Source organism: Ktedonosporobacter rubrisoli (genome assembly GCF_004208415.1).
In the GTDB taxonomy this organism is placed as follows: Bacteria; Chloroflexota; Ktedonobacteria; order Ktedonobacterales; family Ktedonobacteraceae; genus Ktedonosporobacter; species Ktedonosporobacter rubrisoli.
Genome location: NZ_CP035758.1, coordinates 7673956 through 7698796 on the forward strand (window position 1 = coordinate 7673956; position 24841 = coordinate 7698796).

Genomic DNA, 24841 nt, shown 5'->3' on the forward strand with positions numbered 1-24841 from the left:
GGACGCCTTAAGCCCTCTCTGCCTGTTTGGGCCGCCGGAGCCCGGTTCATCCCGCGCTAGTTATTTGCCCACATTGAAGCGGAAATGGGCAATGTCCCCATCCTGCACTACGTAGTCTTTGCCTTCCAGGCGCTGCAAACCTCTTTTCGTGGCTTCCTGGAACGAACCGCAAGCGATAAAATCTTCGAAGCGTGTCACCTCGGCCCTGATAAAGCCGCGCTCGATATCCGAATGGATCTTGCCGGCTGCCTCTGGCGCTTTGGCTCCCTTCGTCACGGTCCAGGCGCGTACCTCATCCTCGCCCGCAGTCAAGAAAGTAATCAGATTGAGCAGGCGATAGCCCACCTGGATAACGCGATCAGCACCCAACCGAGGCAGGCCCAGAGCCTCAAGATATTCGCGCGCATCATCTTCCGGCAACTCCACAAGCTCAGCTTCCAGGCGTGCCGAAACTGCCACAAATTCCGAGCCTTCAGTCCTGGCATGGAGGGCAACCTGCGCAAGGCCCTTCAATTCTCCCTGCAGCGTATCGGCTGAAACATTCTCGCCAGCATTGATCTTATCGAGCAGCTCGTTGGCGGCTCCCAGCACATCCTCGCTGACGTTGAGCACATACATGCGCGGCTTCATCGTCAAGAGGAATAACTCGCCAAGGATAGCCAGATCCTGCTGCGAGAATTCCAGCTGACGAGCCAGCTTTAGCTCATTAAGCGCTTCCTGCAGGCGCTTCAGTAGCTCTAACTCCTGCTGATATTTTTTGTCGCCGGACTTAGCAGCCTTTTTCGTGCGCTCGATGCGCCGCTCAACGGTTGAGAGATCGGTCAGGGCTAGCTCTGCATTCAGGCTTTCCAGATCGCGCATGGGATCGATACTATCATAGATATGTGGCACATTCTCGTTAGCAAATGTACGCAGGACGATGGCCAGCGCGTCAGCGTTGCGGATATGGCCAAGGAACTCGGCGCTCAGGCCTTCCTTCTTCTCCTGGGAGGACTGCGCGCTCTGCCCCATACCGGCCACATCGACGAACTCGACAGTCGCGTAGGTAGTCTTGCGGGGCTTAAAGATCTCAGCCAGGGGCGGGATACGCGCATCAGGCACCTGAACCACCGCCAGGTTAGCCTGTACGGTGCTTGTCGCGTAGCCGCTGACGGGGGCGCCTGCTTTGGTCAGGGCATTGAATAGGGTTGTCTTGCCGCTTTGGGGCAGACCAATAATACCAATGGTAAGAGCCATTATTTATTCCTTTTCAGCAATAATAATTCGGAACCTGTTTGACGCAACCTATTTTACAACCTTCTGGCTAGCAGGGGTATATGGAAAAGCTCTATAACCCTATTTCCTCTGTGCCAAAGTGTTGTTCCTACAACTTGACGCAGGTAGAGCCGAGACACTACAATATGTCTTGATATATGTCTTCGAAAATGCGGAGGTAGAATTGCCATGCCTTTATATGAGTACTACTGCTCGGATTGTAAATCCAAATTTGAATTGTTGGTTAGCCATCAGCATGCAGATGATGCAGTATGTATGAAGTGCCAGAGCGAGAACGTACGGCGCTTGCTCTCAGTTTTCGCAGCGCAGCGCAGCGGTAGCAACGATGACACCTCTTACGGTGATTTGCCCCCGGCTATTGGAGGCTGCGGTTGTGGCGGCGGAAGCTGCGGCTGTCATTAGTTCTAGCCACTCTCAAGCGGCTTGAGAAAGGGCATCCGCTCCTGTCGCACGGAGGGAAAGTAGAGCCACGCCATAAGGTCTGGCCAGGATTGGACGTGCCTATGCTGGTAAGCGAAGCCCTCCAATGTTTCTAGCTAGCAGATGACCTCAACTGTCTTGCAGGGCGAGGCGTCTCAGCCTTGAGCGTATCTATGGGATACAGCGGTTTCGGCATCCCTTGAAGAATCAGGAAGAGGAATGCGTGGAGGCTGGTCCACGCTCTTTTCAGGATTCTCGTCTGTCCAGATAAGTTGTGTCGTTCTGCTCTAAGGAGCGAAATCAGGTCTATTTATCATGTTCTACAAAGTTAGTTATCGACGTGGCGTGCTAGAGGGGATTATTATCTACACGCTGGGCAGGTTGGGCGCCCTGATCAATCCGGCCATTTTTCCCGATTGGACATTTGTTGTAGCTCCGCTCCTCTTTATGGCCTTTCAATACCTCATTGCTCCCACCTGGGCTACCCTGCGCATCGCCTCGACCAAGCGAGAGCGCCTGAGCAAGCGTTTCTGGCTGCTGGGCGCGTTCATGGCGGCAATTTGCTTTGGTATCGACCTGGTGATTAGCTTGAGCTGTGGACTCTCCGTTAACAGCCTGGGCGGCGTTCAGCAGGGGCCAGCGCTACTGCGCATGCTCACTGCGGGGCCCAATCATCTAACGTTTTCGGACTTTGTGCTGTATGAGCTCAAGACTGCCGCAGCGCTCTTTGCCCTGTTCACACTATGGGTGATCTGCTGTAAATTGGCTCGCGGCGGCTTTCTCCGTTTTACTATGCCTGCGGGCGGAAACCGGGTCACGCTCTAGACGAGGTGCGCCGGCTTTCACCTCCCGGAGCTGCTATCATCAAATGCTTACCACTAGAAGCAAAACATCCCCGTAATACTCGTGCGGCAAGGCAGCAGAGGAAAAAGCCAGGGCTTATTAGTAAGTTCTAGAGCAGGCTCAAAGCCTGGATTATAGGCAACTCCTTCACTAGCGGGATAGTGAGAAAGGGAAAGCTCTGGCTGAAGGAGCCAGATTTCTTGCTTCTGGCTGGGACATTTGTTACAATGTCAGTACAGCATGAGGCTAAGTATTGTCTTCTTTGGCATGGTGAGAGGAAAGGTACGGTAGCAATCTGTGTCAAAAGTATATGCCATCGCAAATCAGAAAGGTGGTGTGGGCGTGCGCCCGTAAGGCGCAATGAATAATGCCTCTCTTGCAAAGAGGCTGCGGGTAGGGAGAACCCGCATGGTCACCTGATTTACCGGAGGGAGAAATCCCGCAAGGGAACATAGCATATCAGGAACGCGTCCGGGCTGGAAAGTCAGATAATCTAGCCGGGGATGCAAGACCAGAGAGTGATATGGTCAAAGCTAGACTGCTTTAAACCCAGTTTCCTGGCCTTAACCCGCCGGGGTACACGAACGCTGACTGGATACGTGTACTGAGAGAGCTTACAGCGGCACTTGCCTACGGTCGTCTGTACTCCCTAGCGCTCTCACAGCGTCGCAGAAGCGACGTCAAGGAAACGAACGGGAACCTACGTCACTCACAGCGTATTCATTGCAAGCTAAACGGGGATATCCTAAACCGGGATGCCTGCCATAGGAAGGTATGGCTATGGAGAAAGCTTCTGAAAACCCGGCATGGATACGGAGTCCTCGTAGTAGTCCGCGGTAGGGAAAGCCTACTACATGGCGAAGGAGGACAGGCCATTCAATTGAGAGAAAGATCAAGGTATGCGCAATGCAGAAAGCCGAAATCGTTCTGTCAATGCTAGGTCAAAAGGCGAAGGAAGACAGCAGCTTTGTCTTTGACAGGCTCTACAGGAACTTGTTCAATCCTGACTTCTATCTACTGGCGTATAACAACATTTATGATAAAGAAGGAAATCTGACGGAAGGCGCGGATCAAGTTACTCTCGACGGCTTTACCATGCGTCTTGTGGAGAAGCTGATCGAGGAGATGAGAACCGAGACCTACCGACCCGGGGCGGTACGCAGAGCCTTTCTTCCCAAAGAGAATGGAAGCGTGCGCTCGCCAGGGGTTCCGACCTTCAGAGATAAGCTGGTACAGGAAGTGGTGCGACTCATCCTGCAGGCAATCTATGAGCCAACTTTTCTTGACAGTTCGCACGGGTTCAGGCCCGAACGATCCTGCCATACAGCACTTGTACAAATCAAAACTACCTGTAAAGGAACAAACTGGGCCATTGAAGGGAACATCAAAGGGTTCTTTGGGCATATCTCCTTGCCAAAACTCCTGGAAATTCTCGCCAGGAGAATCAGCGATGGAAGGTTTCTCAACCTCATCAACTTGTTTCTGAATGCGGGGCACATGGAAAACATGCGGATATTCCATCCCCTCACCGGAGCGCCGCAAGGCGGGATAGTGAGTCCGATCCTGGCTAACATCTATCTGCACGAGCTAGATACCTTTATGGAGAAGCTCTGTCAGAAGTACGACACCGAGGCCAAAGAAAGGCGAACGTACGAGCCGTATCGCAAGCTGTATATGGAACGGTTCGATGCCAGGAAATGGGCAGATGTCCAGCGCGCGGAGGCGCTTATCACGCAGCCGTTACGCGAGCCAGGCGACCTTGATTACATCAGAGTCAATTACGTGAGGTATGCAGATGATTTTCTGGTTATGCTGAGCGGAAGCAAAGGTCTGGCAAGACAGATTCGCGAGGAGATCCAGCATTTTCTCTGGGCAGAGTTGCAATTAGAGCTCAATACAGAAGAAGCGCTACTTACCAACCTGGCAGACCGACCGGTTAGCTTCTTGGGATATGAGATCGCCAGAGCCAGGGAAAATGCAGCACTCGCCGCAGCTCCGCCAGGAGTCAAAAAACTTGCTGCTAACGGGATGCTTCAACTGCTTGTGCCGAGCAAAGCAATCAGCGAGAAGCTTAAGCCCTTCGTCAGGGATGGAAAGGCAGTCCATCACAATGCCCGGATCAATGATCCAATACTCGATATTTTGATACAGTACAATGCAGAAATTAGAGGGCTCTATAACTACTATTGCCTTGCCACAGATGTGAGCACAAAGCTCAACAAGTTCAGGTATTACCACTATACCAGCCTGCAAAAGACGATTGCGCGCAAAGAAAAATGCTCAGTTGCGCAAGTCATTGAGAAATATGGCGTGGATGTGAAACGCAAGCAGGGCACAGGAACGCGCAGACTCATCGGTATCACCTATGAAACAAAGGCCGGCAAGCAAACCCTTACCTATTTTAATGAGCCGCTTAAGAAGAAGACACAGCCCGATACGGGACCGGGTGGTCTGGGCATATGGGACAAACCCATTCTCGCCAGACATCAGATCCTCAAGCGGCTCGCGGCGGATACCTGTGAAGTATGCGGAAAAGCCTGGGATAGCACCAACGCTCTGGATGTTCATTACGTCGGAAAACTCAAAGATATCAAGCAGAAATATGCCAGGAGTGGGCGGGAGCTTCCGCAATGGCTGCCGAGAGTGAGCAGCTTGCCCAGGAGAACGCTCATCGTCTGCGAGAGGTGTCGTGACGAGATCCGCGCCGCAACAAGTTCAAAAGAGTCTTGAAGAGAAGCTGTCATCAACGCAGAAGATCCTAGGAATGGCTGGAGAGCCGGATACATCGAAAGGTGTACGTCCGGTTCGGAGGGGGGTTCGCACAAACCTGCTGTAGCGATAGAGCAAGGCGGTGAGTTCCTACCCTACAAAACCACAACTGCCATTAATCTTGCTACGTATCTAGCTGCTGCTGGCCGTAGAGTGCTGCTGGTCGATATGGACCCGCAGGCGAACAGTTCGAGCGGCATCGGGGCAGCGCAAAACAAGCGACAATATACTATTTATGATTTGCTCGTCCAGGAGCAGGATAAGGTATCTATATTTGATGTAATTGTGCCTACGCAAAGGCGCGAACTGGTGGTAGCTCCGTGTACAGTAGATCTAGCGGCCGCAGAAATAGAGTTGGTAGGAGCGCTGGCGCGCGAGCATCGCTTGCGTCAGGTTTTGGAGCCAATTCGGCAGCGCTGCGACTATATCATCATTGATTGTCCGCCATCGCTTGGCCTGCTCACCATCAATGCCCTGGTTGCTGCTGACGGTCTGCTCATACCTATCCAGTGCGAGTATCTGGCATTGGAAGGGCTGAGTCAGTTGCTCAACACGGTCAATATTGTCAAAAGTAAGCTGAATCCTGGTCTGAAGCTTGCCGGTGTCCTGCTGACTATGTTTGATCCCCGCACGCGTCTCTCAGGCGAGATTGTGCGGGAAGTGCGTAGTCATTTTCCTGAAGAGGCATTTCAGACTATTATCAGCCGCAATGTCCGTTTAAGCGAAGCCCCCAGCTATGGGCAATCTATTTTAGATTATGATCCCACATCGCCGGGAGCACTGGCTTATCGCGCACTCGCCGAGGAGGTAATGGCTCGTGGCTAAACAGAAGTTCGGTTTGGGGCGAGGATTGGATGCACTAATCTCGGGCGCATCCGAGGTCTTGTCCGCGCAGCAGCCTATGCGTAATGGGGCTGAGACGCTTCCCCAGGTGCCGCTTGAGAATATCATTCCTAATCCCCGCCAACCACGTCGAGCTTTCCGTGAAGACGATCCTCGCTTACTTGAGTTAAGCGACTCCATCAAGGAGCACGGCTTGCTCCAGCCAATCGTCGTAATGCGCCTGGATCAGCAGGAAAAGGCAGATGCAGCTCAGAAGCAAGCCCTCTCCTGGCTTGCCGAAGACGTATCAGCCGCGACAGACTCCGCTGAGCCATCTTCGGCATCAGTTGTGCAATATCAGATCATCGCCGGCGAGAGGCGCTGGCGAGCCGCCCGTATGGCAGGCCTGACCAATGTACCTGTAGTTATTAAGGATGTAACACCCCAGCAGATGCTTGAGCTGGCCCTGATCGAGAATATTCAGCGTGCCGACCTCAATCCGATTGAGGAGGCGCTAGCCTACCAGGCGCTTATTCAGGACTTTGGCCTGACCCAGGAGATGGTAGCCAGGCAGGTCGGGAAGGATCGCTCGACTATTGCCAATTCGCTCCGCTTGCTCCAATTGCCCCCCGCATACGTGAGACCCTTATGCAGCAATCTGAGGCCTTTACCGAAGGCCATGCCCGCGCTCTGCTCAAGCTCTCCAATGAGGAGAATCAGCTCGCGCTTATGCAGCAGATTGTCGCCCAAAGGCTCAGCGTACGCCAGGCTGAAGAGCTGGCCAGCAAGGTTAAGGCGGCAGAGGATGGCACGCTTGAGACGGTGGCGCAAACTGCTCCTCCCCATTCTCCCGAATTGACAGATCTAGAGGCTCATTTTCGCGAAGCTCTGATGGTCAAGGTGCACCTTAAATATAACGCTAAAGGTAAAGGAACGCTGGTTTTGCATTTTAACAGTCAGGACGAGCTGGAAAATTTGTATAATCGGCTAGTGAAGCACGAGGAGTGAGCGGGAGGGCTCTATGATGACCACAGAAACCTCGTTTGAGAAGGTTCGACGTAAGTTGGTGGCGGCACGTATTGGATTCATGGGTCAGTTAGCCAAATTTAATAAAAAGGAATTAACCGCGCGACCGGTCGAGGATGGCCGGTCGCCGTTGCAAGTTGCCCATCATCTCTATATCACCGATGGGGCGCTGCTGGAGCAGATGCGGCGCGTGCAGGATGAGGATGATCCGTTGATCGAGCCCGCGGAAGCCCTGGCCTCCCAAAGGAGCGAAGCTGCCGAGCCCCCGGTTTCTCTCGATTCGGTCCTTGGCGGAATGGCGGCGCGCCGCGAGGAAATCTTTGAATACCTCTCTAAGCTGCCCGAGGACGCCTGGGAGCGCTCTTTTCGTCACCCCACGTTGGGCGAATGCAAGTTTTCTCAGCTGGTGGATGACCTGGCGCAACACGATCAGGACCATGCGCAGCAACTGACTGAGATTAAAGCCGCCTCTAAATCTTAAATAATATATAAAGGGCGACCTCAGGGTCGCCCGCCTTCTCGCCTGTCCTCTACTATTTTTCGGCCGCCGGAATCGCAACAAGCTCACGTTTAAGCTCATAGAGATAGGTGCGCATAAAGGCTGTGCGCCGCTCGGCCAGGAAACGCCCAGTCTTTGTGCTCATGGTATCTCCTAGCTTGAGCAGCTTCGAGTAGAAATGGTCGAGCATATAGCTGCTGTCTTCCAGGTCGTGTTGTTCGGCAAAGGGATCGTTGGGATGATAGGAATGTGGAGTATGTTTGACGACGCCAGTAATTGCCCAGCGTAGAATCCCGATGGCTCCCAGGGCATCGAGCCGATCGGCATCGCGTACAATGCGCGCCTCCAGCGTATGGGGCTGCAGACCTTTGCTGAAGCTATGGGCCAGAATCGCATGAATAATTGCTTCCTGCAGATCCGCAGGGACGTTATACTTCTTCAACAGTTCTCTGGCAAGCGTGACCGAAATATCTGCGTGGTGCCCCGTGTCGCTTGCCGGTGCGGCACGCCCCAGATCATGTAAAAGCGCCGCCATGCCTACGACGAAGCTATCAGCGCCTTCCTCCTCCGCAATAGAGAGGGCCAGCGCATAAACCCGATTCACATGCTCCCAGCCATGCGCCAAATCAGCAATACTTGAGAAGCGCTGCTGCACTTCCGCGTATGTTTGCTCAAGTACTTTTGGGGCGACAAAGGTCGTTTCCATACCAACCAGACCTTATCCTTTCAGTGTATATATTCCATATCCAGGTTCCAGCCTGCGAGTAATCGCAGCCTCAATAGAAATCCCCCACTGGAGGGATAGAGCATATTGTTTACTCGCTATACTACATAGAGAAAGTGCGCTTAAATAATCTCCTTTGAAAAACACATATGCAAGCATGATGGCCCGGGCATCATTCTCTGCAAAGGCGAAAGGAGCCTTTATGCCATATACTAATGTAGACGATAGGCAGTATACCATAATCACTAGAGAAACTCTGCATACGAATAGTGCTGAGATTCCCAGGCGTGAAGAGGAGAAGCGGCGGATCAGCATACTTCTTGTAGATGATCATGCCCTTATGCGCGAGGGGCTGCGGCAGCTATTTGGCCTGGAAGAAGATTTAGAGGTTGTGGGTGAGGCTGCTGATGGGCTCGATGCTTTGCAGAAGGTGCGCCAGTTGCGTCCTCAGATCGTTTTGATGGATGTTCATCTCCCCGTCATCGATGGCCTGACGCTCACTCGGCAGATTACCCATGAGTTTCCGGCGACGTCGGTCATTATCCTTACATTCTACCAAAAAGATCAGCAGATGGTCCAGGCCATGAAGAATGGAGCCCGTGGCTATCTCTTTAAAAACTCTTCGGTACGCGAGGTTGTTGAGGCCATTAGAAGGGTTCATCAGGGCGACGTCTACATTAAGCCTGAGATGACAAAGGCTATCGTGCATGAGTTTCAGCGCCTGTCAGATAGCCAGTGTACACAGCTTTTGTCGGAGAAGGAGATCGAGATTATTCGTTACCTGGCAACCGGGATGAGCAACAGGGAGATCGCTGAACGGCTGGCATATTCTGAGAAGACAGTGAAGAACTATCTCTCGACGATCTTTCAAAAGCTTCACCTGCGCGATCGCACACAGCTTGCCATCTTTGCACTGCGCCAGGGCCTTTTACCCGAGGAAGAGATCTAGAAGCCTGCTCCGCGGCCTGGAGATTGAGCCCGAGCGGTGCAGGAGCGCTTTCAGCTTATGAGACCTGAGCCAATCGAAGCTCCAACGGTTGAGCTACACTAGAGCCAGCCCTGCCTGGTTGCCAGGATGGCGGCCTGAGTTCGCCCTTTTACCTGCATTTTTTGCATAATATGGCGGACATGCGACTTGACGGTTTCCACGCTGATCGAGAGCTGTTCGGCGATATGGCGATTGGTATGACCTTTGACGATTCCGCGTAGGACCTCGCGTTCCCGTTCTGTCAGGGTAGCGGCGACGTTAAGGAGTGGATAATTGGCCCTGACAGTTGTCCCGTGGCCAGGCCGGCTATAGATCTCCCAGGTGCCACCGGCCTCTTCTACGCCTTCTTGCATGGCGCGCAAACCGAGTAGCTGGCCGTCGCGGGCCTGGCGACAAATCTGCTCAGGCTCAAAGCCAATACCATTATCGCGCACTTCGATGATAAGCAGATTGGCAAGCAGCCGTACCTGGATCAGCACGTGCGTAGCATGGGCATGCTTGCGCACATTATTGAGGGCTTCGCGAATAAGGCGGTAGGCGGGGGCCTCAAGAGGCGCTGGTATATGCTGTAGATCGTCGCTCTCGCAGGTAATCTCAAGAATTGGATCAGCCTGCGTATATTCATCTAGCAGATTCCGTATGGCCAAAGCCAGGCTCTGCCCCTGCAAGCGTTCCGGTAGAAGGGTGGCGATGCAATGTCGCAATTCGGCAAGCGCTGTTTTGACAATATTCTGGGTGCGCCTGGCTTCGGTCAGAGCGAGCTGTGGCTGGTTTTCAAGCAGATATTGTACTAGCTCAAGGCGGCGAAGGGCATAAGTCATCTGCTGGGCAACGCTATCATGGATGTCGCGGGCGATGCGTTGGCGCTCATGCTCGATAGCTGTGCGCTGCTGCTCAGCGTGCAGGGCATAGTTACGGTGTAGCAGGGCCGCAACGTTGCCAAGGTAGGCCAGCAGTAATTTTTGTTCTGGCGCTAGCCCGAAACTTGTATCAGAGCAGAGGACCACAGCGCCCGCTAAAGTACCGGCATAGCTGAGGGGGAGCACTAAGGTATGCCAGCCATCGACTTGTAGAGAGGCAAGATTCTCGCCAGGGCTGCGCGCCGCCAACTGTTGGGCATAGATGGGTTTGAGCGAAGCTGCAAGCTTATGCCATGCCGGCCCTATACCTTGTGGCGTTAGTGGCACAAAGCAGTGATGGATGGGCTGGTAGGCAAGCCAACAGGCGCAGCGTGCCTCACTTACACGCCTGAGAACCTCAAGAATCTGCTGCTGTAATTCCGTCAATTTCAAGTTTTTGCCTGCTAGCAGGCCCAGTTCATAGACTTCGGTGAGGAGAGCCAATCCATATGCCTCGAAAGAAGAGTTGCGTGCGCTGGCTTCTGCTAAAGAGGTCGGTACACGCTCATTGGTATATGCATCTGTACGTGACGAAGAGTGTGCTCGTTCAGGCGTTCCCATACATTGTTCTCTCTCCCTACCCTAGAATTGCCAGGAGTTAACACGCTATGCACTTTTTCTATGTATCACATTCAGCAGATCTCTACTTCCTCGGCCTCTAGTGCTTTGTCAAGCAGAGATTGACGAGCGTGCCGCCTACGGCGGCAGATGGCGCAGGGAGCTGGGGCACAGCCCCAGGCCCCAGTCAAGGAGCGAGAGCCCCTTGCATCCCCGCTTGTTTCACGCGTCACGTCAACCTTGACAGACTACTAGCTCATCACGCTGAAAAAGAAAGAAGCTTGAGGGCGGTGCCATGGTTCCTATTTCCATCATACAGAAAGAGAAAAAGGTCTGCAGTATAGATATAGATGCTAAAGCCTTGCTCAAAGCCTATTAAGGCAGGAGAACGTAGGTGAGCCCCGGGGCCAGGGCCTGTCCCGCAAAGTTAACTCGACACCTATAGTTGTTCAGTGATATACTGCTATAGCGAAATTCGTCACTCTCGTTTTGGTATAATGGAACGATGCAGATGCAGTCAGGAGATCAATCGCCAGAAACAGCCTCTCTTTTGCGCAGGAATCGCGATCTCGCGATCCTCTATGATATCGCTGGCTACCTTAATCATAAAGTTGATGTCCATGAAGCTTTGCAAGATGTCCTGGTGCGTGTAACGGAGCTGCTTGGCTTGCAGACCGGGTGGGTTTGGTTAATCGATGAGCAAAACGTACCCTATCTGGCCGCAGCCCAGGCCTTGCCGCCGTATCTGGCCGATCATCCAGAGCGCATGAAGGGCTTTTGCCTCTGCCTTGATACTTTTCTCAATGGCGATCTGGGGGACGCCTCCAATGTTGACGTCGTGCGCTGCAGTCGCCTCAAAAACGCTGAAAGGGATAGCGATCCCACAGCTCTTGGACTGCGCTTTCACGCCAGTGTGCCGATTTATGCCGGCAATACGCCTCTTGGTGTGCTGAACGTGGCAAGTAATGGCTGGCGTCAGTTGTTACCAGAAGAGCTTCAGCTTCTGCACATCATCAGCGATCAGATTGGCCTGGCGATCCAACGCGCGCGCCTTTCTGCGGAACATACGAAGACCGCAGCGCGTATTGCCACAATTGAGGAGCGCAACAGGCTGGCCCGCGAGATTCATGATACCCTGGCCCAGGGGCTTGCCGCGATTGCCTTGCAACTAGAGACTGCCGATGCGCTGGCCGAGAGCCGACCGCAGCGTGCCCAGGAAGCTATTCAGCGCGCCCTGAATCTGGCCCGCAACAACCTGGAAGAGGCGCGCCGCTCAGTTATGGATCTGCGGTCGGCTCCGTTGCAGGATCATACCCTGCCCGAAGCGTTAGAGCAGCTCCTCGCCAATGAGACCATGCTGAAGGTGCAGTATAATTGTGAGCCGACAACCGATTTTCCCGCGCTGCCCGCTCGTGTAGAGGCCAGCCTCTATCGTATTGTGCAAGAAGTACTGACGAATGCGCGCAAGCATGCCCAGGCAGAGCATGTGGAAGTCTCGCTGATTGCTGATGATCATCAAGTCGTGCTCAGGGTGCAAGATGATGGCCAGGGCTTCGACCCCGACCGCGTGAAGGAGAGGGGAGAAGGGCATTTTGGCCTGACCGGCATGATTGAACGGGTGAAACTGCTTGGCGGTAATATCTGTATTCAGAGCGAGCCTGGTTCAGGTACATATGTTTATGTCTCCGTTCCGTACTAGATCAAGGAAAGGCTAACAGGGTTATGGTTCGCATTGTGCTCGCCGATGATCATCCAATTGTGCGCGAAGGATTGCGCGCGGTACTAGAAACACAGCCTGATTTCGAGGTAGTTGCTGAGTGTGGAAACGGCAATGAGGTCGTACAGGCATCGGCAAAGTTGCAGCCAGATATGATTTTGCTCGACCTTGAAATGCCTATTATGGATGGCGTAGAGACGATTCGCCATTTGCGTAAACTTCAAGTGGTCCCACGCGTCATCGTCTTTACAGCCTTTGATAACGATGAACGTATTATCCATGCTATCCAGGCCGGAGCCGATGGCTATCTGCTTAAGGGCGCTCCCCGCGATGAGATCTTTAACGCCATTCGGGTGACGCTCAAAGGCGGCTCGCTCCTGCAACCGGCAATCGCTTCAAAGCTCCTGCGCCACGTTGGGGCACAATCCTATAAAGGGAATTTCGCTGACACTGAGCACTTACCTCCACTGGAAGAACTTACCGAGCGCGAGCTTGAAGTTCTGCACCTTCTGGCTCAAGGTATGCCCAACAAAGAGATTGCATCTCATCTTGTTATTAGCGAGCGCACTGCCAAGTTTCATGTGAGCTCGATTATGAGCAAACTAGGAGCCACGAATCGTACTGAAGCCGTCTCTCTAGCCGCTCAGCGTGGCTTGATCACATTGCGCTCCTGACCCAATAATGATCTTTTTTGCCGCCTGCTGTATTGTTGTTCCAGGCAGCGGAAGCCCGCGCTTATCTTCCTAAGCCAGCTTGCCCTTTTTCTGTCAAGCGCAAGCTGGCTTCATTCTAGAGAGAAAGCCCCGGCTCCGCTGATAGCGCTTATTATGCTCTCCTTTTTGCTCTATTACCTCTAACTTGTCAATTTGCCATGCTGGCCTGACTGCTCGGCTCCGACAGTGTTCCGGACCTCGGTGCCGAATAAGGGAGCAGCTCATTACTTTTGTGGTCTTTCCCACATCAAAGGCAATTGTATGGTATATTGCCATGTTGATGACCCAAATGGGTAATACTGAAAAAATCTTTTAGTAGTGGCGTGATAGGGAATGAACGTCATAGAGACGCAAAAGCTCGCAGAATAGCCCTACCGTAAGACTTTTGGGCTAGCACCCGTGCTAAGCGAGGCTTAAAGAGATAGACTGGTATAAGATAGCATATGTATCAAAGAATACATATGTACTGATTGATAAAGAGATCTAGAGTATGTGAGAGTTCGCTTTCACATATTAGTGCTATGTGGGAGTCTATCCTCACATATTTGTAGTGAAGAGTGTTTTACAGGATAAGAACAATGGCTTCTCCTCGTATCACAGCAGCTATCATAGTGCTTTTATTAATAGGAATTTTTTCATTGGGCGGAATTGTCGGAGTGAGCTGGCTAGGGCCGCGGCTGGTGCATGGAAGCAATGTAGAGCACGAGGATGGCACAATCATAGGGATAGGGCCCGGCAAGAATTTTGTACTCAAGAATACTGGGGGGCAGAAATTGCATTTCGAGTGTAGCGACCAATGCCGGGCTTCTCTAGGTCATCTACAGCGCCATCTCAGCGAAAAGGCGCACACAGATGTGTATTATATGCGTGAAGCTGATGGCGTCCTGCTGGTAATAGATGTGGACTAGCCGTCTACTATCAACTGCGGGTTATCAGTTGCGATAAAAGGTGAGTACGTGAATAGTAGTCAAGATAAATCTTTAGTAGTATCGACACAACAGAAAACTGGTGCGCCTTATCTCGATAGCGCTGATATTGTCATTATTGGCAATGGTATAGCTGGACTGACGGCAGCTATGGAGGCCCGTCGTCACGCCCCCGATAAGCGCATAGTGATTGTCACAGAGCAGATTCACCCAACAATTAACACCCCGGCGCTCAAGCAGTTTGCCATAGCCAAACTGGAGCGTGAGCAGCTTCTAGCCTACCCGGCAGGAACGGAACGGGAGCAGCGTATACATGTGGTGACCGCGCACGTCAAAGAGATTCACGCGCGCAGTAAATATGTGACCCTTGATGGAAACAGGGCCTTTGGCTATGGCTCGCTACTGCTGGCGACCGGAAGCACGCCGATGGGATTGCCGGCCGGCTTACCGGGGCGCAATTTTGATGGTGTCTTGACGCTACATCGCTTGCAGGATTATCTAGATCTGCGGCGACGGCTGAACGAGGTGAGTGAGGCGGCGGTAATCGGTGGAGGTGCTCATGCCATCGAGACGGTTATGGGCTTGCTCTACTGGGGGATTCGCGTTCACTGGTTAATTCGTGGCGAGACCTTTATGGGGCGTATTCTCGATAAGCCGGCTTCGGAGCTGGTGCTGGAAAATGTGCGGCGAGCAGGCGCTGTTGTGCATACCCAGACCGAAGTAGTTGGCGTGGTGGGAAGAGTGGGGGTTGTGGCGGGCGTGATCACCAATCAGCAAACGATGATTCCCTGTCAAATGGTGCTCTCCTGCACGGGAACGCGGCCGGTGGATGAGCTGGCCGAGCGTTGTAGCCTTCCATTGAAGCATAAAAATGGTATTTTAGTCGATGATCAGCTACGCAGTAGCGTGAATGATATTTATGCCGCCGGCGATGTTGCTGCGCTGAAGAATCCCCAAACCGGGCGCTATGAGCCGCGTGCCCAGTGGTATGCGGCGGTCTCACAGGCTCGGATCGCAGGGGCCATGCTTGTGGGTCATGACGAGCTAGCCCAGCAACCCTTTGGCGTACTGTGGCATGCAACTCATCTTGGCGAACTATCTATGCTCACGGTTGGCGATCCTATGGCCCAGGGCTCCAATATTGTGACCCTTACCGATAAAAGCCAGGGTGGCTATCGACGCATGGCCATAACAGATAACCGCCTGATCGGCTATCTCTCGCTAGGTCCTGCTCAGCCCGATAGTCTGGCGATTAAGCGTATTGTTGATGAAGGGCATCCGGTGCGCGATATTACCCGGGCTCTACTCAAAGGTAATTTTGATGCTCGCCAGCATCTCTCGCAACAGCGCTCTATCGCGGCTCAGGGCATGCTTACGGCAAAGTTGCCGCAGATTGCTACAACAGGCAAGGTTGCTGCCGTAGAGAGCCCCAGTCCACAGCCCGAAAAGCTCATTGCCGAGCGCGTCGCCCGCCAGGAAAGTGGGGCAGAGCTCAGACGAGAGGCTGTTGCGCGTGCTCAGCAGGTTGCGCAGAGTAATGCACAGTCCATATTTTATGAAGAGGAGCTCAGCCCGTTTAGTGGCAATCTGCCAGCTGTTCCCGGCAAGAACACCGATGAGTTCGCTTCGCTTATGAATAGCGGCTCGCTGCTCTCCGAGAGAACCACAGGAGAGATTAAACCGTTGACGGGCAATTTACCAGCAATCTCGACCAGGGTTACAGGCGAGATGGACACGTTTACAGGCAAACAGCCTGCTGTGCCGGAAGTGACGACCGAGGAAATCAGTCCTTTCACTGGCAATTTACCGGTAATTTCGCAAACAACTCAACCGCAGGCTCCAGTATCAGCTAAGCGTACGCAAGGGCGTGGTTTGTGGGCTTATGCTAACCAACCTGCCGAGCAGCAGACGGGCGAACAGAAGAAAGAAGCGGTTAAGGTCAGTATTGAGCGTCGTCCTTCGCGTAACCTCTGGTCATATAGTCAGGGTGATCCTGCTAGAATAGAGGAGAGGCGCTAGATGCTGAAGATGCTCAAGCTTAAACCTGCTCTTTTGCATAAACCAGGTCCCCAGGTAACACAGGAGATAAGCGCCTGTATTGGCTGCAACGAATGTCTACTGGCCTGCCCGGCTCTATCTGAACCAATTACTATTGATGTGCTGAACCACGAGACTATCGCCGGCTCTATCTCGCCCCCGGTCGCGCGTTTTGCGCGTGCGTGCTATCAGTGCGGAGCCTGCGTCAATCCATGCCCGGTTGGGTTGCATCGCGATGCAATGATGATGTGGCTCAAGGTGCGTTTATTACGCTCGGAACGGGAGGAATAGTATATGCGCAACGAAGGAGAAAAAGGCTATCCCTGGCTCTTCTTCCGTCCTGGTGGAACCTGGGGTTCGACGATACTGGTGACGGCCATTCTACTCGGGTTGGGGGGTGGCATCTTTCTCTGGTATAACCGCGTGAGCGCTGACCGCTCGCCCGATAGCATCGGCGGTTATGGCTATGCGATTGCGGGGACGCTGTTTATGGTCCTGGCGGCGATCGGCTATACCATCTATCGCCGCTCGCGTAAGCGTGGCGTAGGTCAACTGCACAACGGGCTCAACTGGCATATCGCCTTTGGCGTCACGGCGCTGGTCCTGCTGTTTTTGCATTCGTTCGGCAATTTCAATCCGCGCACAGGTACCTATGCGCTTTATGGGATGATTGCGATGGTCATCAGCGGGATCATTGGACGCACACTCGATCACTTTATGCCTCGCATGATTACCGAGGAGGTACAGAAGGCCTTGACCGCTCAGGGCGAGGACCGCATCGAGTCAATTTCGCAGCGTCTGCAATCCATTGTGGTCCATAACACGCAGGAGATTCGATCGTTTGAGCCCGAGTCAGATCTGAGCGTGCCTGGGATTCCTGGCCTGAAGGGTGTCCCCTTTATGCCGACAACTTCAGGGAATACCGCGCAGCGACTTGCCTCGTCGGGCGTGTCTGCTAAAGCAGGACAAAAAGGAGGACCGGTACTACAGACCTCCTGGGATCTTGCCTATATCTCTTTGGAGGAGACGCCCCAGGAGTTGAGCCGCGATACCGCACAGTATCGTTTTGTGCCGGATCGCAAGAGCGCTTTAGCCCGCCCTGGAGCTCTGTTGCCGGGGGCGCAGGAGCACATTTCGGCTCTGAAGGAGGTACAGCAGGCTCTAGCGCGCGAGCAGTTTTACCGCTACGTTATTCGCTACTGGCGCATCTTTCACATTGTCCTGGCTCTGGTGACTATCGGCCTGACGCTCTGGCATATCGAATATGCAGTTCAGTTGCTGATTCCTGTGTATATGCCTATGTTCCTTCATCACTAGTCAGGACCAGTGAGCAGGGGCAGCGCAAGCGCGCCTGGAAAGATACATCTCCTGCTCGTGTGCCCGATGCTGCGCTTGTCGCAGCCAGGTAGGGGACGCCCAACCTCCCGGCGTCCCCTCCTGTTTGCTTAGCTGGCAACTCCTATCTGAGCAAGAAAGGCTATCCTCAAACAAACCTTCTTTGCTTCCCACATCCCACAGCCTGTTGGTAGTCAACGAGAGCCCAACAATGTTTTTTTGCATACGGGCAGCTCTTAGCCAACAATAGGCGCCTAAAGAGCGAGATAGCCCGATTAGCCGAATGCGTTTCCGCTCATGCAGAGCCGCCAGTAATACTGTATCATCCTGTATAAAGCTACCTCGATAGAGCTTTTTTTAACTAATTGCGGCCCTGCTACGTATTACATATAGAGCAGTGAGGAGGAACAATTATGCAACAAACTATGAAGCAACTGGCACATCCAAAAAGGCTAGAAATGCTCTTTCATGGCGTAAAGACGGTAAGGTTGATTGGCGCGCTATTGAGAGATCGGCGCGTGCACATTATGCGCAAGACCCTCTTTCTGGGTTCCGTCGCGGCTCTCTTATTAGTGCTTTTTTTCCCTGACCTATTCAGCGAAGCAATTTTAAGTACAGTATTGCCTTTAGTAGGAACTATACTCGGCGTACCGCTAGATGCGGGCCTGGACTGGATTGCCTTTGCCTTACTGGTAAGCAATATGCTGCGTTTCTTCCCGGCAGAGCGTGTGGCAGAGCACTATACCAGCATCTTTTGATCCGGCATGAGCAAATATATTCGCTTGCAAATAGAGATAGAACAACAAGAGATTTTGACCGGAGCGTCCGGTTCCTCTTCATGCACGGCATGTTGAAGCGCTACATATAAAAGGTGCCTGGAAATACGCTCAGGCACCTCTTATCATGATGTGAGCCGTATCTTATCGCCGCCATTAGAGGGCCTGAACTTTGTCCCATCATTCACAAAGACATACACCTGGTCCTGACTTGGCAAATGGATATGTACTACCATATCCGGTTTATTATCATTAGTAACATCCCGAAATTCCAGCGTAACCGGTGCGAGATTACCACCATCCCCAGCTATGTAAATAGGTGCTACATAACTGACAGACTTCGCGGGATCGCCTGCCATAAATTCGATAATGATGGCCTGTCGATTAAAGTTAGTGGCTATGAAATGGCTGGGATGAGCTGGACTATCCCCGCCATGTCCGACGACCGCATCCATATGAAAGGTGCGCGGATAGCCATAACGTATATCGTTGTATCGCTGCAATCCCCAGGCCAGCACCCATGAGCCAGTAATCCACAAGGCCAGAGCTACAAGCATGCCCAGGCCAACTAAAAAAAGCCAGTGTACATTTCTTTTAGTCTGCGTAGAAGGTTCAGCTGGCTGGGTAACGTTACGTGTGGGAGGGGGTAGATTTTTGGTTGGTCTGGCCTGGCGTCGGGTAGTTAGGGATGATGTTGGTTGTGAACCGGTAAGGCGCTGGGCCTGCGTAATCCGCGGACTTCCATAATAACGGACAACACTTGTGCGGGGACGAGGCGTCTCTACACCTTCATCATATGGATATCCATCGGTATGCAATGGAGAGCTGATTTTTTCCGATAAACGAGGATCACCCGTTGTATCCGGGTCTCTTCTCCCCATATTCGCAGTAGTACGCCGCTTTTGCTGAGATTGCTCACCTCCTGGCGGCATGGCTCTTCCTTTCTCTACACTCGCTAGTTGTCTTTCAGGCACGGCACTCTGTCCGTTCTGCGCGAGAACTGTATCGATGGAAATTATCATACAATTATATTGGTACCACTGTCAACTAAAAAGTATCAAGTTGTGTCAGTTTGCACAACCGACACTTGAAGCCCTGATATGAGGCCGAAGCGGCTGCTGAGGCTCATGGATGGAGATTCAAATGGCGCTTGCTGAGTAAATCTTTCACTTTCTGTAAACCGAGCCGCACGCATCCCTTAGCGCTGTCTGGCTCTCTTCCTCTCCCTGCGAAAGAGCTCGGCCCAGATTAGTGTTCTATCGAGGTTGATGTGAGGCGTGTAACCAGCGGGATTGTCAAGGGGGCGCCGTAGGCGGCGCACTCCTCAAACGATGTCTGACAAAGTACTAGTTTTTCTGCGGCACGAGAGAGAGCCTGAGGTGATATACTTGCCAGTAAGTACTGGATGAAAGGCTGTGAGGGAGCCTGGAGAGAGTTTGAGCAGCAGTAGTAGAGAGAGGGGAGCAGCGTATGAGCACGATTTCGGGATCGGGCATTTATAATCGCTTAGCGGCCTTGCGCGCTGAGCGTGGGCTCTCGCGGCATGAGCTTGCCGAGGCACTACAGATCAACTATCGTGAGCTGGGCTATCTAGAGTGTGGCGTGCTAAAGCCTGATATTGAGCTGGCTTTTCGCATTAGCGAATTCTTTCAATTGCCTGTCGAGGCGATTTTCTCGCGTAAACCCTTTGACGCGGGTGGACAAGAGGTGCGTCGTCTCTAAGTGGCTGTAGGCCTGGCCTTCGCCCCGCAGCAGCGATTTTCGCAGAGGCACAACTTGCTTAGCGGCAACGAGCAGGTATAATGCGCTCAGAACCTGCTACAATAGAACCAGTACGTTACGCGCCATTAATGGCATTCTAACCTGGAATAGACTCTACAAAAGATTGCGAGGGAGAGAGCTAACCAACATGCCTTACACATCTATACACCAGGCTGCCGATGAAATACACTCGGGTCTGATTACGCCTACCGAGCTAGTCCTTGAGACCCTTGAGAATATTGATCAACAGGATAAAGAGATCAAGGCCTTTGTGACAGTTTTGCGCGAGCAGGCGCTTAAAGATGCCGATCAGGCCGAACGAGAGCTGCGTACAGGCCTCTATCGCAGCCAGTTGCATGGCATCCCTATCGCGATCAAAGATCTGATCTCGGTCAAGGGAGTGCGCACGAGCGCCGGTTCCCGGGTGCTGGCCGAACATATCTCGCCAGAAGATGCGACTGTTGTTGAACTGCTGCGCCAGGCTGGAGCGATTATTATCGGCAAAGTGACGACAGCCGAGTTCGCCTACAGCCCATATTCGCCCCCCACGCGCAATCCCTGGGATCATAGCCGCACAACTGGCGGCTCCAGCGGTGGCTCGGCGGCAGCTGTGGCGGCTGGTATGAGTCTGGGAGCGATAGGCAGCGATACGGGCGGCTCTATTCGTATTCCCTCGGCCTGCTGTGGCATGACTGGCCTCAAGCCGACCTATGGACGCGTGAGCTGCTATGGCGTCATTCCCCTGAGCTGGGCGCTGGATCATGTCGGACCGATAGGACACAGCGCCGAAGACTGTGCAATTATTTTCGATGCAATTGCCAGATATGATCCGCGCGATCCCAACAGTATCTCGGGGCCGCCAACCTCGCCGAATCGCTACACAGCGACGCTCATCGGAGGCGCCGAAGGACGTGGCCCATTCTCTCTGCAAGGCTTGAAGCTCGGCGTACCCCAGGATGAATTTGTTGATCCGCTTGATCCGCAGGTGCGTCAGGCCTGGCGTGTGGCTTTACGGGTCTTTGAAGAAGGGGGTGCTGAGATTGTTGAGGTAGAGCTGCCACGCCCGACGATGGAGCTCTATCGGATGATTCAGAAGCCCGAGGCCTCGCTGGCACATATGCAAAGAGGCTGGTTCCCTGCTCTATCTGAGCTATATGGCGATCTGGTGCGTACGCGCTTGCACGAGGGTAGCCAGATTCCGGCCGTGGACTATCTGCAGGCTCAGCATGAGCGCCGCATCTTTTCGAGCAGCTTGCGCTCAATATTGCAGCGCGTTGATACGCTTGTGCTGCCTACGATCCCCGTGCCCGCCCTACCGATGGAGCTCACGGGACAGCAGATAGAGATTGACGGCGTGATTCAGGAAGCGACAACTGCCTATCTGCGCCTGACGATGCCCTTTAACCTTGCCGGCCTGCCTGCTGTCTCTTTCCCCTGTGGTTTTACCACAGATAATCTACCGATCGGCTTACAGGTTGCCGGCAAGCCACTGGAAGAGGCTACCGTGCTACGTGTAGCCCATGCTTATCAACAATTGACCGATTGGCATCTGCGCGAGCTGCCGTGAGCACACAATAAGCAGGGTCTAGGCTTGCAAAGGAGGGATACCTATGAGTTCGCAGGCAGGGGGTAAGAAAGATATCTCAGGATTACACCAGGAACTTGTTGACCAACTGAAGCAGCGGGGACTATTCAGTACGCCAGCGGTGGAGGCCGCCTTTCGCGCGGTTCCACGTCATCTTTTTTTACCTCAGCTGGAGCCAGAGGAGGTCTATCGCGATCAGGCTATTCCTACGAAGAAGCTAGATGAGCTGGTGGTGAGCTCCTCTTCGCAGCCGGCTATTATGGCCACAATGCTGGAGCAGCTCGCTCTGCAGCCCGGCCAGCGTATTTTAGAGATCGGGGCCGGAACAGGCTATAACGCGGCTCTGCTCTCCCATATCGTGGGCGAGCACGGTCAGGTGACGACTATCGATATCGATGAAGATCTTGCTGAGGGAGCGCGTGCACATCTAGCCCAGGCAGGCTTTAATCAGGTTCAGGTATTGTGTGCTGATGGCGCACGCGGATATGCGGCTGCTGGACCCTATGACCGCATTATGCTGACGGTACAGGCCAGCGATATTGCCCCAGCCTGGTTCGAGCAGCTGAAACCTGGCGGTCTTCTTCTTCTTCCCCTCTCGATAAATGGTCCACAGGTCACCGTGGCCTTTGAGAAAGTGGACGATGGGCTGGAGAGCCGATCGGTGAAGTCTTGCAGCTTTGTGGGTATACGCGGAAGCCTGGCCAGCATGATGACTACTATCCGCCTGCCAACTGTAGATGGCTTCTCGCTAACTGTGAGCGAGGGAGTACATATAGATCAGCAGAATTTGCTGCGCTGGCTTGAGGAGCCCTATCAGGATGTGAAAGTGCCACTCCAGGTGGCGAAGCGTGAGGCATATTTTAGCCTGCCCTTGTGGCTGGCATTACACAGCAAGCCGCTCTGTAATGTTGCTGCAAGGGGAGCTTTCGCTTCCCGTGGCACTATACCTGATTTCTTTAGCTTTAGCAATAAGAATCAGGTGGTTCATATGACTCTGGGCATCCTCAGTGAGCAAGGGTTGAGCCTGCTTGCTAAAAAAGATATCAAAACTAGAAATAATCTGGAGCCTCAGACTCAGCTATGGGTGCGTTGTTTTGGGTCTGATCGCCATACTGTCGAGCAGGTATGTGCGCAGATTCTAGCCTGGGATGAAGCGGGACGGCCTAATGAACAGCGGCTCGTCATTAAAGCTCATGCACGCTATCTCCCCTATGCAGAGCAAGAAGGAGAGATAGCTATCACAAAACAATGGACGCGCTTTATCCTTTCCTGGGGTTAGCCGCCTTGCGCGAGTTGCAGACGGCTGCCACCATTTCTGGTTTTGTTCAGGAGCCTCTTAACGAGATTGAGAAACTCATCAAGATCAAAGGGTTTGCTTAAGGCGATAAGACCTCGCTTCTTAACCTCTTCTTTGGGCAACTGTGCGCTCATAATAATGGTAGGCGTGTCTTCTAGCTCTTCTGTATTCTTCAGATGATCATAGAGTTCGAGGCCATTCATATAAGGCAAGCCATAGTCAGTAATGAATAACTCAGGTTTAATACGGCGAACTTCCTGTAAGGCCTGACGTCCATCGCTTACGCGTAAAGCCTTATAAGGAGTTTCCTGGGAGAGCATTTCGACAAGCATGGTGCCGATCCCATCGTCATCTTCTGCAACTAGAATTGTCTTATCGGTTTTATCTTCTGTTTTTTGCATAATACACCCATTACCCATTAGCATCTCTGCGTCCATTACTACGGTTACTGTAATTTCTATATAGTTGATACGGCCTGGTTCCTTTGTCAGTTTCGTTCGCAGACAAATATTACATTAGATTTTTGTGAGGAAAAACTTAAATCTGGCTTTGAATGAAAAGCCAGGGATTTGTAGCATAGCTGATGCTAGCTCGCATGAAGATCTGTATTATTTTTTGTTGTTTAAGCGTTGTGCAGTGCGCTTAAAGATTATCTGTTTAGCTTTGCTCTCTGTGTTTGATAGGAGCAGGGCAAAGGGTGGGTAGGTAGCTCTCTTCATAAGCGTTGAGTGCTACCTGGGCCTATAAGCATGACTCTCAAGTGATGCCGCATGGACAATATGCTGAGCTATAAATCGGCATAAATCTCCAGAACATTGTTTTCTGGATCTTTGAAGAAGAGCGTGCGATGGCCAGAGGCTTGATTCGTTGGTGGAAGGAGAATTGTGACGTCCTTCTGCCGAAGCTCGCTAAAGCAACTGTCTACCTCTGCAGGAGTTACGCGAAAAGCCAGTTGCAGAGCAGACGTGCCGTCTTGTGGCGCAGGGCCATCGTGTTCTCTTACTCCATCATATCCTGCCCCACGCTCCCGTAAGGTGAGCAGGCTTGCCCCAACCTGTAGCTCGACCCAGTTCCCAAAATCGCGATAAAGCGGAAAGCCCAGCAGCTCATGATAAAAGCGTTTCATTGCTGCGACATCCTGACAAAGAATGATTGTGTAATCAAGGTTACGAATAGCTTTGAGCATGTTATTTAATGCAGGTAGCGTAAGCGAGCGCTACCCTTTCTCCTTTCGACGACATATTCATCCTGACCCTCACTTTGAAGATCACAATCAGCTCAAAAAAGAGGGTAACACTTTCAAGCAGCTTGAAAGTCAAGTGTGAGCTAAAAGCTTGCGCCTCTTTCCGGGTGAGCTTGCTAAGATGATTCAAGAAGAGTATTTCCTTATCTCCTACTAGAGGGAGGTCAAGCGCAGAAAGTCTGCGAGGGGAGTAAATTATTGGAGGAAAGTGGTGTGACTTGCATCTCTTGAATAAAAAGAGGGGCAAGAGTGCACACTCAGTACTCTTGCCCCCCTTTTGGTTGAAGTTGGTAAAAAGGCTTATATGATTAGTATACAAAGGCTACCAAATTTTCCAGTGGGTTCCTGTGACAGATCACACGCCTTGAATAGAGGAGTTGATTTTCAGCGAAAAACTTCCTCATGGCACTATCGCTGATCACATGCACCGAACACAATTTTACCCTTGACAATTAGGCTGATTTCTGATATCCTGACGGCAGTTAGCTCCTCCAGGGAGCTGAATAAGCGAGCCTGGAGATAAGCAAGGAAATAGCTGATATGCCGATGTAGCTCAGTGGTAGAGCAGCGGTTTTGTAAACCGCTGGTCGTCGGTTCGAGTCCGACCATCGGCTCCACTTTAAACCCG

Annotated in this window: 24 protein-coding genes, 1 tRNA gene and 1 pseudogene; 19 read left to right on the forward strand and 7 right to left on the reverse strand. The window is 52.6% G+C overall.

Going from position 1 to position 24841, the window contains the following annotated elements; all coding sequences use genetic code 11:
* Positions 1 to 60: 60 nt before the first annotated feature.
* Complete coding sequence (gene ychF / locus EPA93_RS33355) at positions 61 to 1236, reverse strand: redox-regulated ATPase YchF (RefSeq protein ID WP_129891663.1); 1176 nt, start codon at positions 1234 to 1236, stop codon at positions 61 to 63.
* Between the two features lie 207 nt (positions 1237 to 1443).
* On the opposite strand from ychF, the gene EPA93_RS51110 reads away from it, so the two are divergent.
* From EPA93_RS51110 to EPA93_RS33385, 7 genes and pseudogenes are all read left to right on the forward strand, one after another.
* On the forward strand, positions 1444 to 1677 hold the full coding sequence (locus tag EPA93_RS51110) for an FmdB family zinc ribbon protein (RefSeq protein WP_129891664.1): 234 nt from the start codon (positions 1444 to 1446) through the stop codon (positions 1675 to 1677).
* Positions 1678 to 2010: 333 nt separating this feature from the next.
* Positions 2011 to 2520 (forward strand): hypothetical protein, encoded by a 510-nt coding sequence (locus EPA93_RS33365; protein ID WP_129891665.1) that lies wholly within the window; start codon positions 2011 to 2013, stop codon positions 2518 to 2520.
* A 924-nt stretch (positions 2521 to 3444) separates the two neighbouring features.
* Positions 3445 to 5268, forward strand: a complete 1824-nt coding sequence (locus EPA93_RS33370) for a reverse transcriptase domain-containing protein (RefSeq protein ID WP_207229266.1) — start codon at positions 3445 to 3447, stop codon at positions 5266 to 5268.
* Between the two features lie 108 nt (positions 5269 to 5376).
* Positions 5377 to 6132 carry a ParA family protein gene (locus tag EPA93_RS33375; RefSeq protein WP_129891667.1) on the forward strand — a complete coding sequence of 252 codons (756 nt, stop codon included), beginning with the start codon at positions 5377 to 5379 and terminating at the stop codon, positions 6130 to 6132.
* 76 nt (positions 6133 to 6208) lie between these two features.
* Positions 6209 to 6754: pseudogene (locus EPA93_RS51115) on the forward strand (ParB/RepB/Spo0J family partition protein); the annotation flags it as partial.
* Positions 6755 to 6777: 23 nt separating this feature from the next.
* Positions 6778 to 7137 carry a ParB/RepB/Spo0J family partition protein gene (locus EPA93_RS51120; RefSeq protein ID WP_165423564.1) on the forward strand — a complete coding sequence of 120 codons (360 nt, stop codon included), beginning with the start codon at positions 6778 to 6780 and terminating at the stop codon, positions 7135 to 7137.
* Positions 7138 to 7150: 13 nt separating this feature from the next.
* On the forward strand, positions 7151 to 7636 hold the full coding sequence (locus EPA93_RS33385; RefSeq protein WP_129891669.1) for a DinB family protein: 486 nt from the start codon (positions 7151 to 7153) through the stop codon (positions 7634 to 7636).
* A gap of 52 nt (positions 7637 to 7688) precedes the next feature.
* Here EPA93_RS33385 and EPA93_RS33390 read toward each other — a convergent pair whose 3' ends face one another.
* Positions 7689 to 8360, reverse strand: coding sequence for an HD domain-containing protein (locus EPA93_RS33390; protein ID WP_129891670.1), 672 nt, complete (start codon positions 8358 to 8360; stop codon positions 7689 to 7691).
* 220 nt (positions 8361 to 8580) lie between these two features.
* On the opposite strand from EPA93_RS33390, the gene EPA93_RS33395 reads away from it, so the two are divergent.
* Positions 8581 to 9327, forward strand: a complete 747-nt coding sequence (locus EPA93_RS33395; RefSeq protein WP_165423565.1) for a response regulator transcription factor — start codon at positions 8581 to 8583, stop codon at positions 9325 to 9327.
* 98 nt (positions 9328 to 9425) lie between these two features.
* Here EPA93_RS33395 and EPA93_RS33400 read toward each other — a convergent pair whose 3' ends face one another.
* Positions 9426 to 10826, reverse strand: coding sequence for a helix-turn-helix transcriptional regulator (locus tag EPA93_RS33400; protein WP_129891672.1), 1401 nt, complete (start codon positions 10824 to 10826; stop codon positions 9426 to 9428).
* A 508-nt stretch (positions 10827 to 11334) separates the two neighbouring features.
* Between EPA93_RS33400 and EPA93_RS33405 the strand changes: the two genes are divergently transcribed.
* From EPA93_RS33405 to EPA93_RS33430, 6 genes are all read left to right on the forward strand, one after another.
* Positions 11335 to 12522 carry a GAF domain-containing sensor histidine kinase gene (locus tag EPA93_RS33405; RefSeq protein WP_165423566.1) on the forward strand — a complete coding sequence of 396 codons (1188 nt, stop codon included), beginning with the start codon at positions 11335 to 11337 and terminating at the stop codon, positions 12520 to 12522.
* 23 nt (positions 12523 to 12545) lie between these two features.
* Positions 12546 to 13214, forward strand: coding sequence for a response regulator (locus EPA93_RS33410; protein WP_129891674.1), 669 nt, complete (start codon positions 12546 to 12548; stop codon positions 13212 to 13214).
* 617 nt (positions 13215 to 13831) lie between these two features.
* Complete coding sequence (locus EPA93_RS33415) at positions 13832 to 14161, forward strand: hypothetical protein (protein ID WP_129891675.1); 330 nt, start codon at positions 13832 to 13834, stop codon at positions 14159 to 14161.
* A gap of 48 nt (positions 14162 to 14209) precedes the next feature.
* On the forward strand, positions 14210 to 16198 hold the full coding sequence (locus tag EPA93_RS33420; protein WP_129891676.1) for an NAD(P)/FAD-dependent oxidoreductase: 1989 nt from the start codon (positions 14210 to 14212) through the stop codon (positions 16196 to 16198).
* Complete coding sequence (locus EPA93_RS33425) at positions 16199 to 16507, forward strand: 4Fe-4S dicluster domain-containing protein (protein ID WP_129891677.1); 309 nt, start codon at positions 16199 to 16201, stop codon at positions 16505 to 16507.
* Positions 16508 to 16510: 3 nt separating this feature from the next.
* Entirely contained in the window at positions 16511 to 17533 is a 1023-nt protein-coding gene (locus EPA93_RS33430; protein ID WP_129891678.1) for a hypothetical protein, read from the forward strand.
* Here the strand turns inward: EPA93_RS33430 and EPA93_RS33435 are convergent, their stop codons facing one another.
* Positions 17534 to 17776, reverse strand: a complete 243-nt coding sequence (locus EPA93_RS33435) for a hypothetical protein (RefSeq protein ID WP_129891679.1) — start codon at positions 17774 to 17776, stop codon at positions 17534 to 17536.
* Between the two features lie 188 nt (positions 17777 to 17964).
* Between EPA93_RS33435 and EPA93_RS33440 the strand changes: the two genes are divergently transcribed.
* Positions 17965 to 18309 (forward strand): hypothetical protein, encoded by a 345-nt coding sequence (locus tag EPA93_RS33440; protein ID WP_129891680.1) that lies wholly within the window; start codon positions 17965 to 17967, stop codon positions 18307 to 18309.
* 143 nt (positions 18310 to 18452) lie between these two features.
* On the opposite strand, the gene EPA93_RS33445 is transcribed toward EPA93_RS33440, so the two are convergent.
* On the reverse strand, positions 18453 to 19259 hold the full coding sequence (locus tag EPA93_RS33445; RefSeq protein ID WP_129891681.1) for a hypothetical protein: 807 nt from the start codon (positions 19257 to 19259) through the stop codon (positions 18453 to 18455).
* Positions 19260 to 19797: 538 nt separating this feature from the next.
* Here EPA93_RS33445 and EPA93_RS33450 point away from each other — a divergent pair.
* The 3 genes from EPA93_RS33450 (at position 19798) to fxlM (ending at position 22952) form a co-directional block, all read left to right on the forward strand.
* On the forward strand, positions 19798 to 20049 hold the full coding sequence (locus tag EPA93_RS33450; RefSeq protein ID WP_129891682.1) for a helix-turn-helix transcriptional regulator: 252 nt from the start codon (positions 19798 to 19800) through the stop codon (positions 20047 to 20049).
* 187 nt (positions 20050 to 20236) lie between these two features.
* Complete coding sequence (locus EPA93_RS33455) at positions 20237 to 21655, forward strand: amidase (protein WP_129891683.1); 1419 nt, start codon at positions 20237 to 20239, stop codon at positions 21653 to 21655.
* A 43-nt stretch (positions 21656 to 21698) separates the two neighbouring features.
* On the forward strand, positions 21699 to 22952 hold the full coding sequence (gene fxlM / locus EPA93_RS33460; protein WP_129891684.1) for a methyltransferase, FxLD system: 1254 nt from the start codon (positions 21699 to 21701) through the stop codon (positions 22950 to 22952).
* Here the strand turns inward: fxlM and EPA93_RS33465 are convergent.
* Both EPA93_RS33465 and EPA93_RS33470 read right to left on the reverse strand, forming a co-directional pair.
* Positions 22949 to 23371, reverse strand: a complete 423-nt coding sequence (locus EPA93_RS33465) for a response regulator (RefSeq protein WP_242527192.1) — start codon at positions 23369 to 23371, stop codon at positions 22949 to 22951. The two genes, fxlM and EPA93_RS33465, sit on opposite strands and share 4 nt — an antisense overlap.
* 386 nt (positions 23372 to 23757) lie before the next feature.
* Positions 23758 to 24156 (reverse strand): VOC family protein, encoded by a 399-nt coding sequence (locus EPA93_RS33470; protein WP_129891686.1) that lies wholly within the window; start codon positions 24154 to 24156, stop codon positions 23758 to 23760.
* Positions 24157 to 24755: 599 nt separating this feature from the next.
* Between EPA93_RS33470 and EPA93_RS33475 the strand changes: the two genes are divergently transcribed.
* A tRNA-Thr gene (locus EPA93_RS33475) sits at positions 24756 to 24830 on the forward strand.
* Positions 24831 to 24841: the final 11 nt, after the last annotated feature.

Bases quoted from the DNA above. Each gene is read 5' to 3' on its own strand.
- EPA93_RS33390 (WP_129891670.1), bottom strand. From the start codon at position 8,360: ATGGAAACGACCTTTGTCGCCCCAAAAGTACTTGAGCAAACATACGCG.
- EPA93_RS33450 (WP_129891682.1), top strand. From the start codon at position 19,798: ATGAGCACGATTTCGGGATCGGGCATTTATAATCGCTTAGCGGCCTTG.
- EPA93_RS33385 (WP_129891669.1), top strand. From the start codon at position 7,151: ATGATGACCACAGAAACCTCGTTTGAGAAGGTTCGACGTAAGTTGGTG.
- EPA93_RS33465 (WP_242527192.1), bottom strand. From the start codon at position 23,371: ATGCAAAAAACAGAAGATAAAACCGATAAGACAATTCTAGTTGCAGAA.
- EPA93_RS33405 (WP_165423566.1), top strand. From the start codon at position 11,335: ATGCAGTCAGGAGATCAATCGCCAGAAACAGCCTCTCTTTTGCGCAGG.
- EPA93_RS33415 (WP_129891675.1), top strand. From the start codon at position 13,832: ATGGCTTCTCCTCGTATCACAGCAGCTATCATAGTGCTTTTATTAATA.
- EPA93_RS33435 (WP_129891679.1), bottom strand. From the start codon at position 17,776: ATGCAAAAAAACATTGTTGGGCTCTCGTTGACTACCAACAGGCTGTGG.
- EPA93_RS33410 (WP_129891674.1), top strand. From the start codon at position 12,546: ATGGTTCGCATTGTGCTCGCCGATGATCATCCAATTGTGCGCGAAGGA.
- ychF (WP_129891663.1), bottom strand. From the start codon at position 1,236: ATGGCTCTTACCATTGGTATTATTGGTCTGCCCCAAAGCGGCAAGACA.
- EPA93_RS33395 (WP_165423565.1), top strand. From the start codon at position 8,581: ATGCCATATACTAATGTAGACGATAGGCAGTATACCATAATCACTAGA.
- EPA93_RS33445 (WP_129891681.1), bottom strand. From the start codon at position 19,259: ATGCCGCCAGGAGGTGAGCAATCTCAGCAAAAGCGGCGTACTACTGCG.
- EPA93_RS33430 (WP_129891678.1), top strand. From the start codon at position 16,511: ATGCGCAACGAAGGAGAAAAAGGCTATCCCTGGCTCTTCTTCCGTCCT.
- EPA93_RS33455 (WP_129891683.1), top strand. From the start codon at position 20,237: ATGCCTTACACATCTATACACCAGGCTGCCGATGAAATACACTCGGGT.
- EPA93_RS33440 (WP_129891680.1), top strand. From the start codon at position 17,965: ATGCAACAAACTATGAAGCAACTGGCACATCCAAAAAGGCTAGAAATG.
- fxlM (WP_129891684.1), top strand. From the start codon at position 21,699: ATGAGTTCGCAGGCAGGGGGTAAGAAAGATATCTCAGGATTACACCAG.
- EPA93_RS33425 (WP_129891677.1), top strand. From the start codon at position 16,199: ATGCTGAAGATGCTCAAGCTTAAACCTGCTCTTTTGCATAAACCAGGT.
- EPA93_RS33365 (WP_129891665.1), top strand. From the start codon at position 2,011: ATGTTCTACAAAGTTAGTTATCGACGTGGCGTGCTAGAGGGGATTATT.
- EPA93_RS33370 (WP_207229266.1), top strand. From the start codon at position 3,445: ATGCAGAAAGCCGAAATCGTTCTGTCAATGCTAGGTCAAAAGGCGAAG.
- EPA93_RS33400 (WP_129891672.1), bottom strand. From the start codon at position 10,826: ATGGGAACGCCTGAACGAGCACACTCTTCGTCACGTACAGATGCATAT.
- EPA93_RS51120 (WP_165423564.1), top strand. From the start codon at position 6,778: ATGCAGCAATCTGAGGCCTTTACCGAAGGCCATGCCCGCGCTCTGCTC.
- EPA93_RS33470 (WP_129891686.1), bottom strand. From the start codon at position 24,156: ATGCTCAAAGCTATTCGTAACCTTGATTACACAATCATTCTTTGTCAG.
- EPA93_RS51110 (WP_129891664.1), top strand. From the start codon at position 1,444: ATGCCTTTATATGAGTACTACTGCTCGGATTGTAAATCCAAATTTGAA.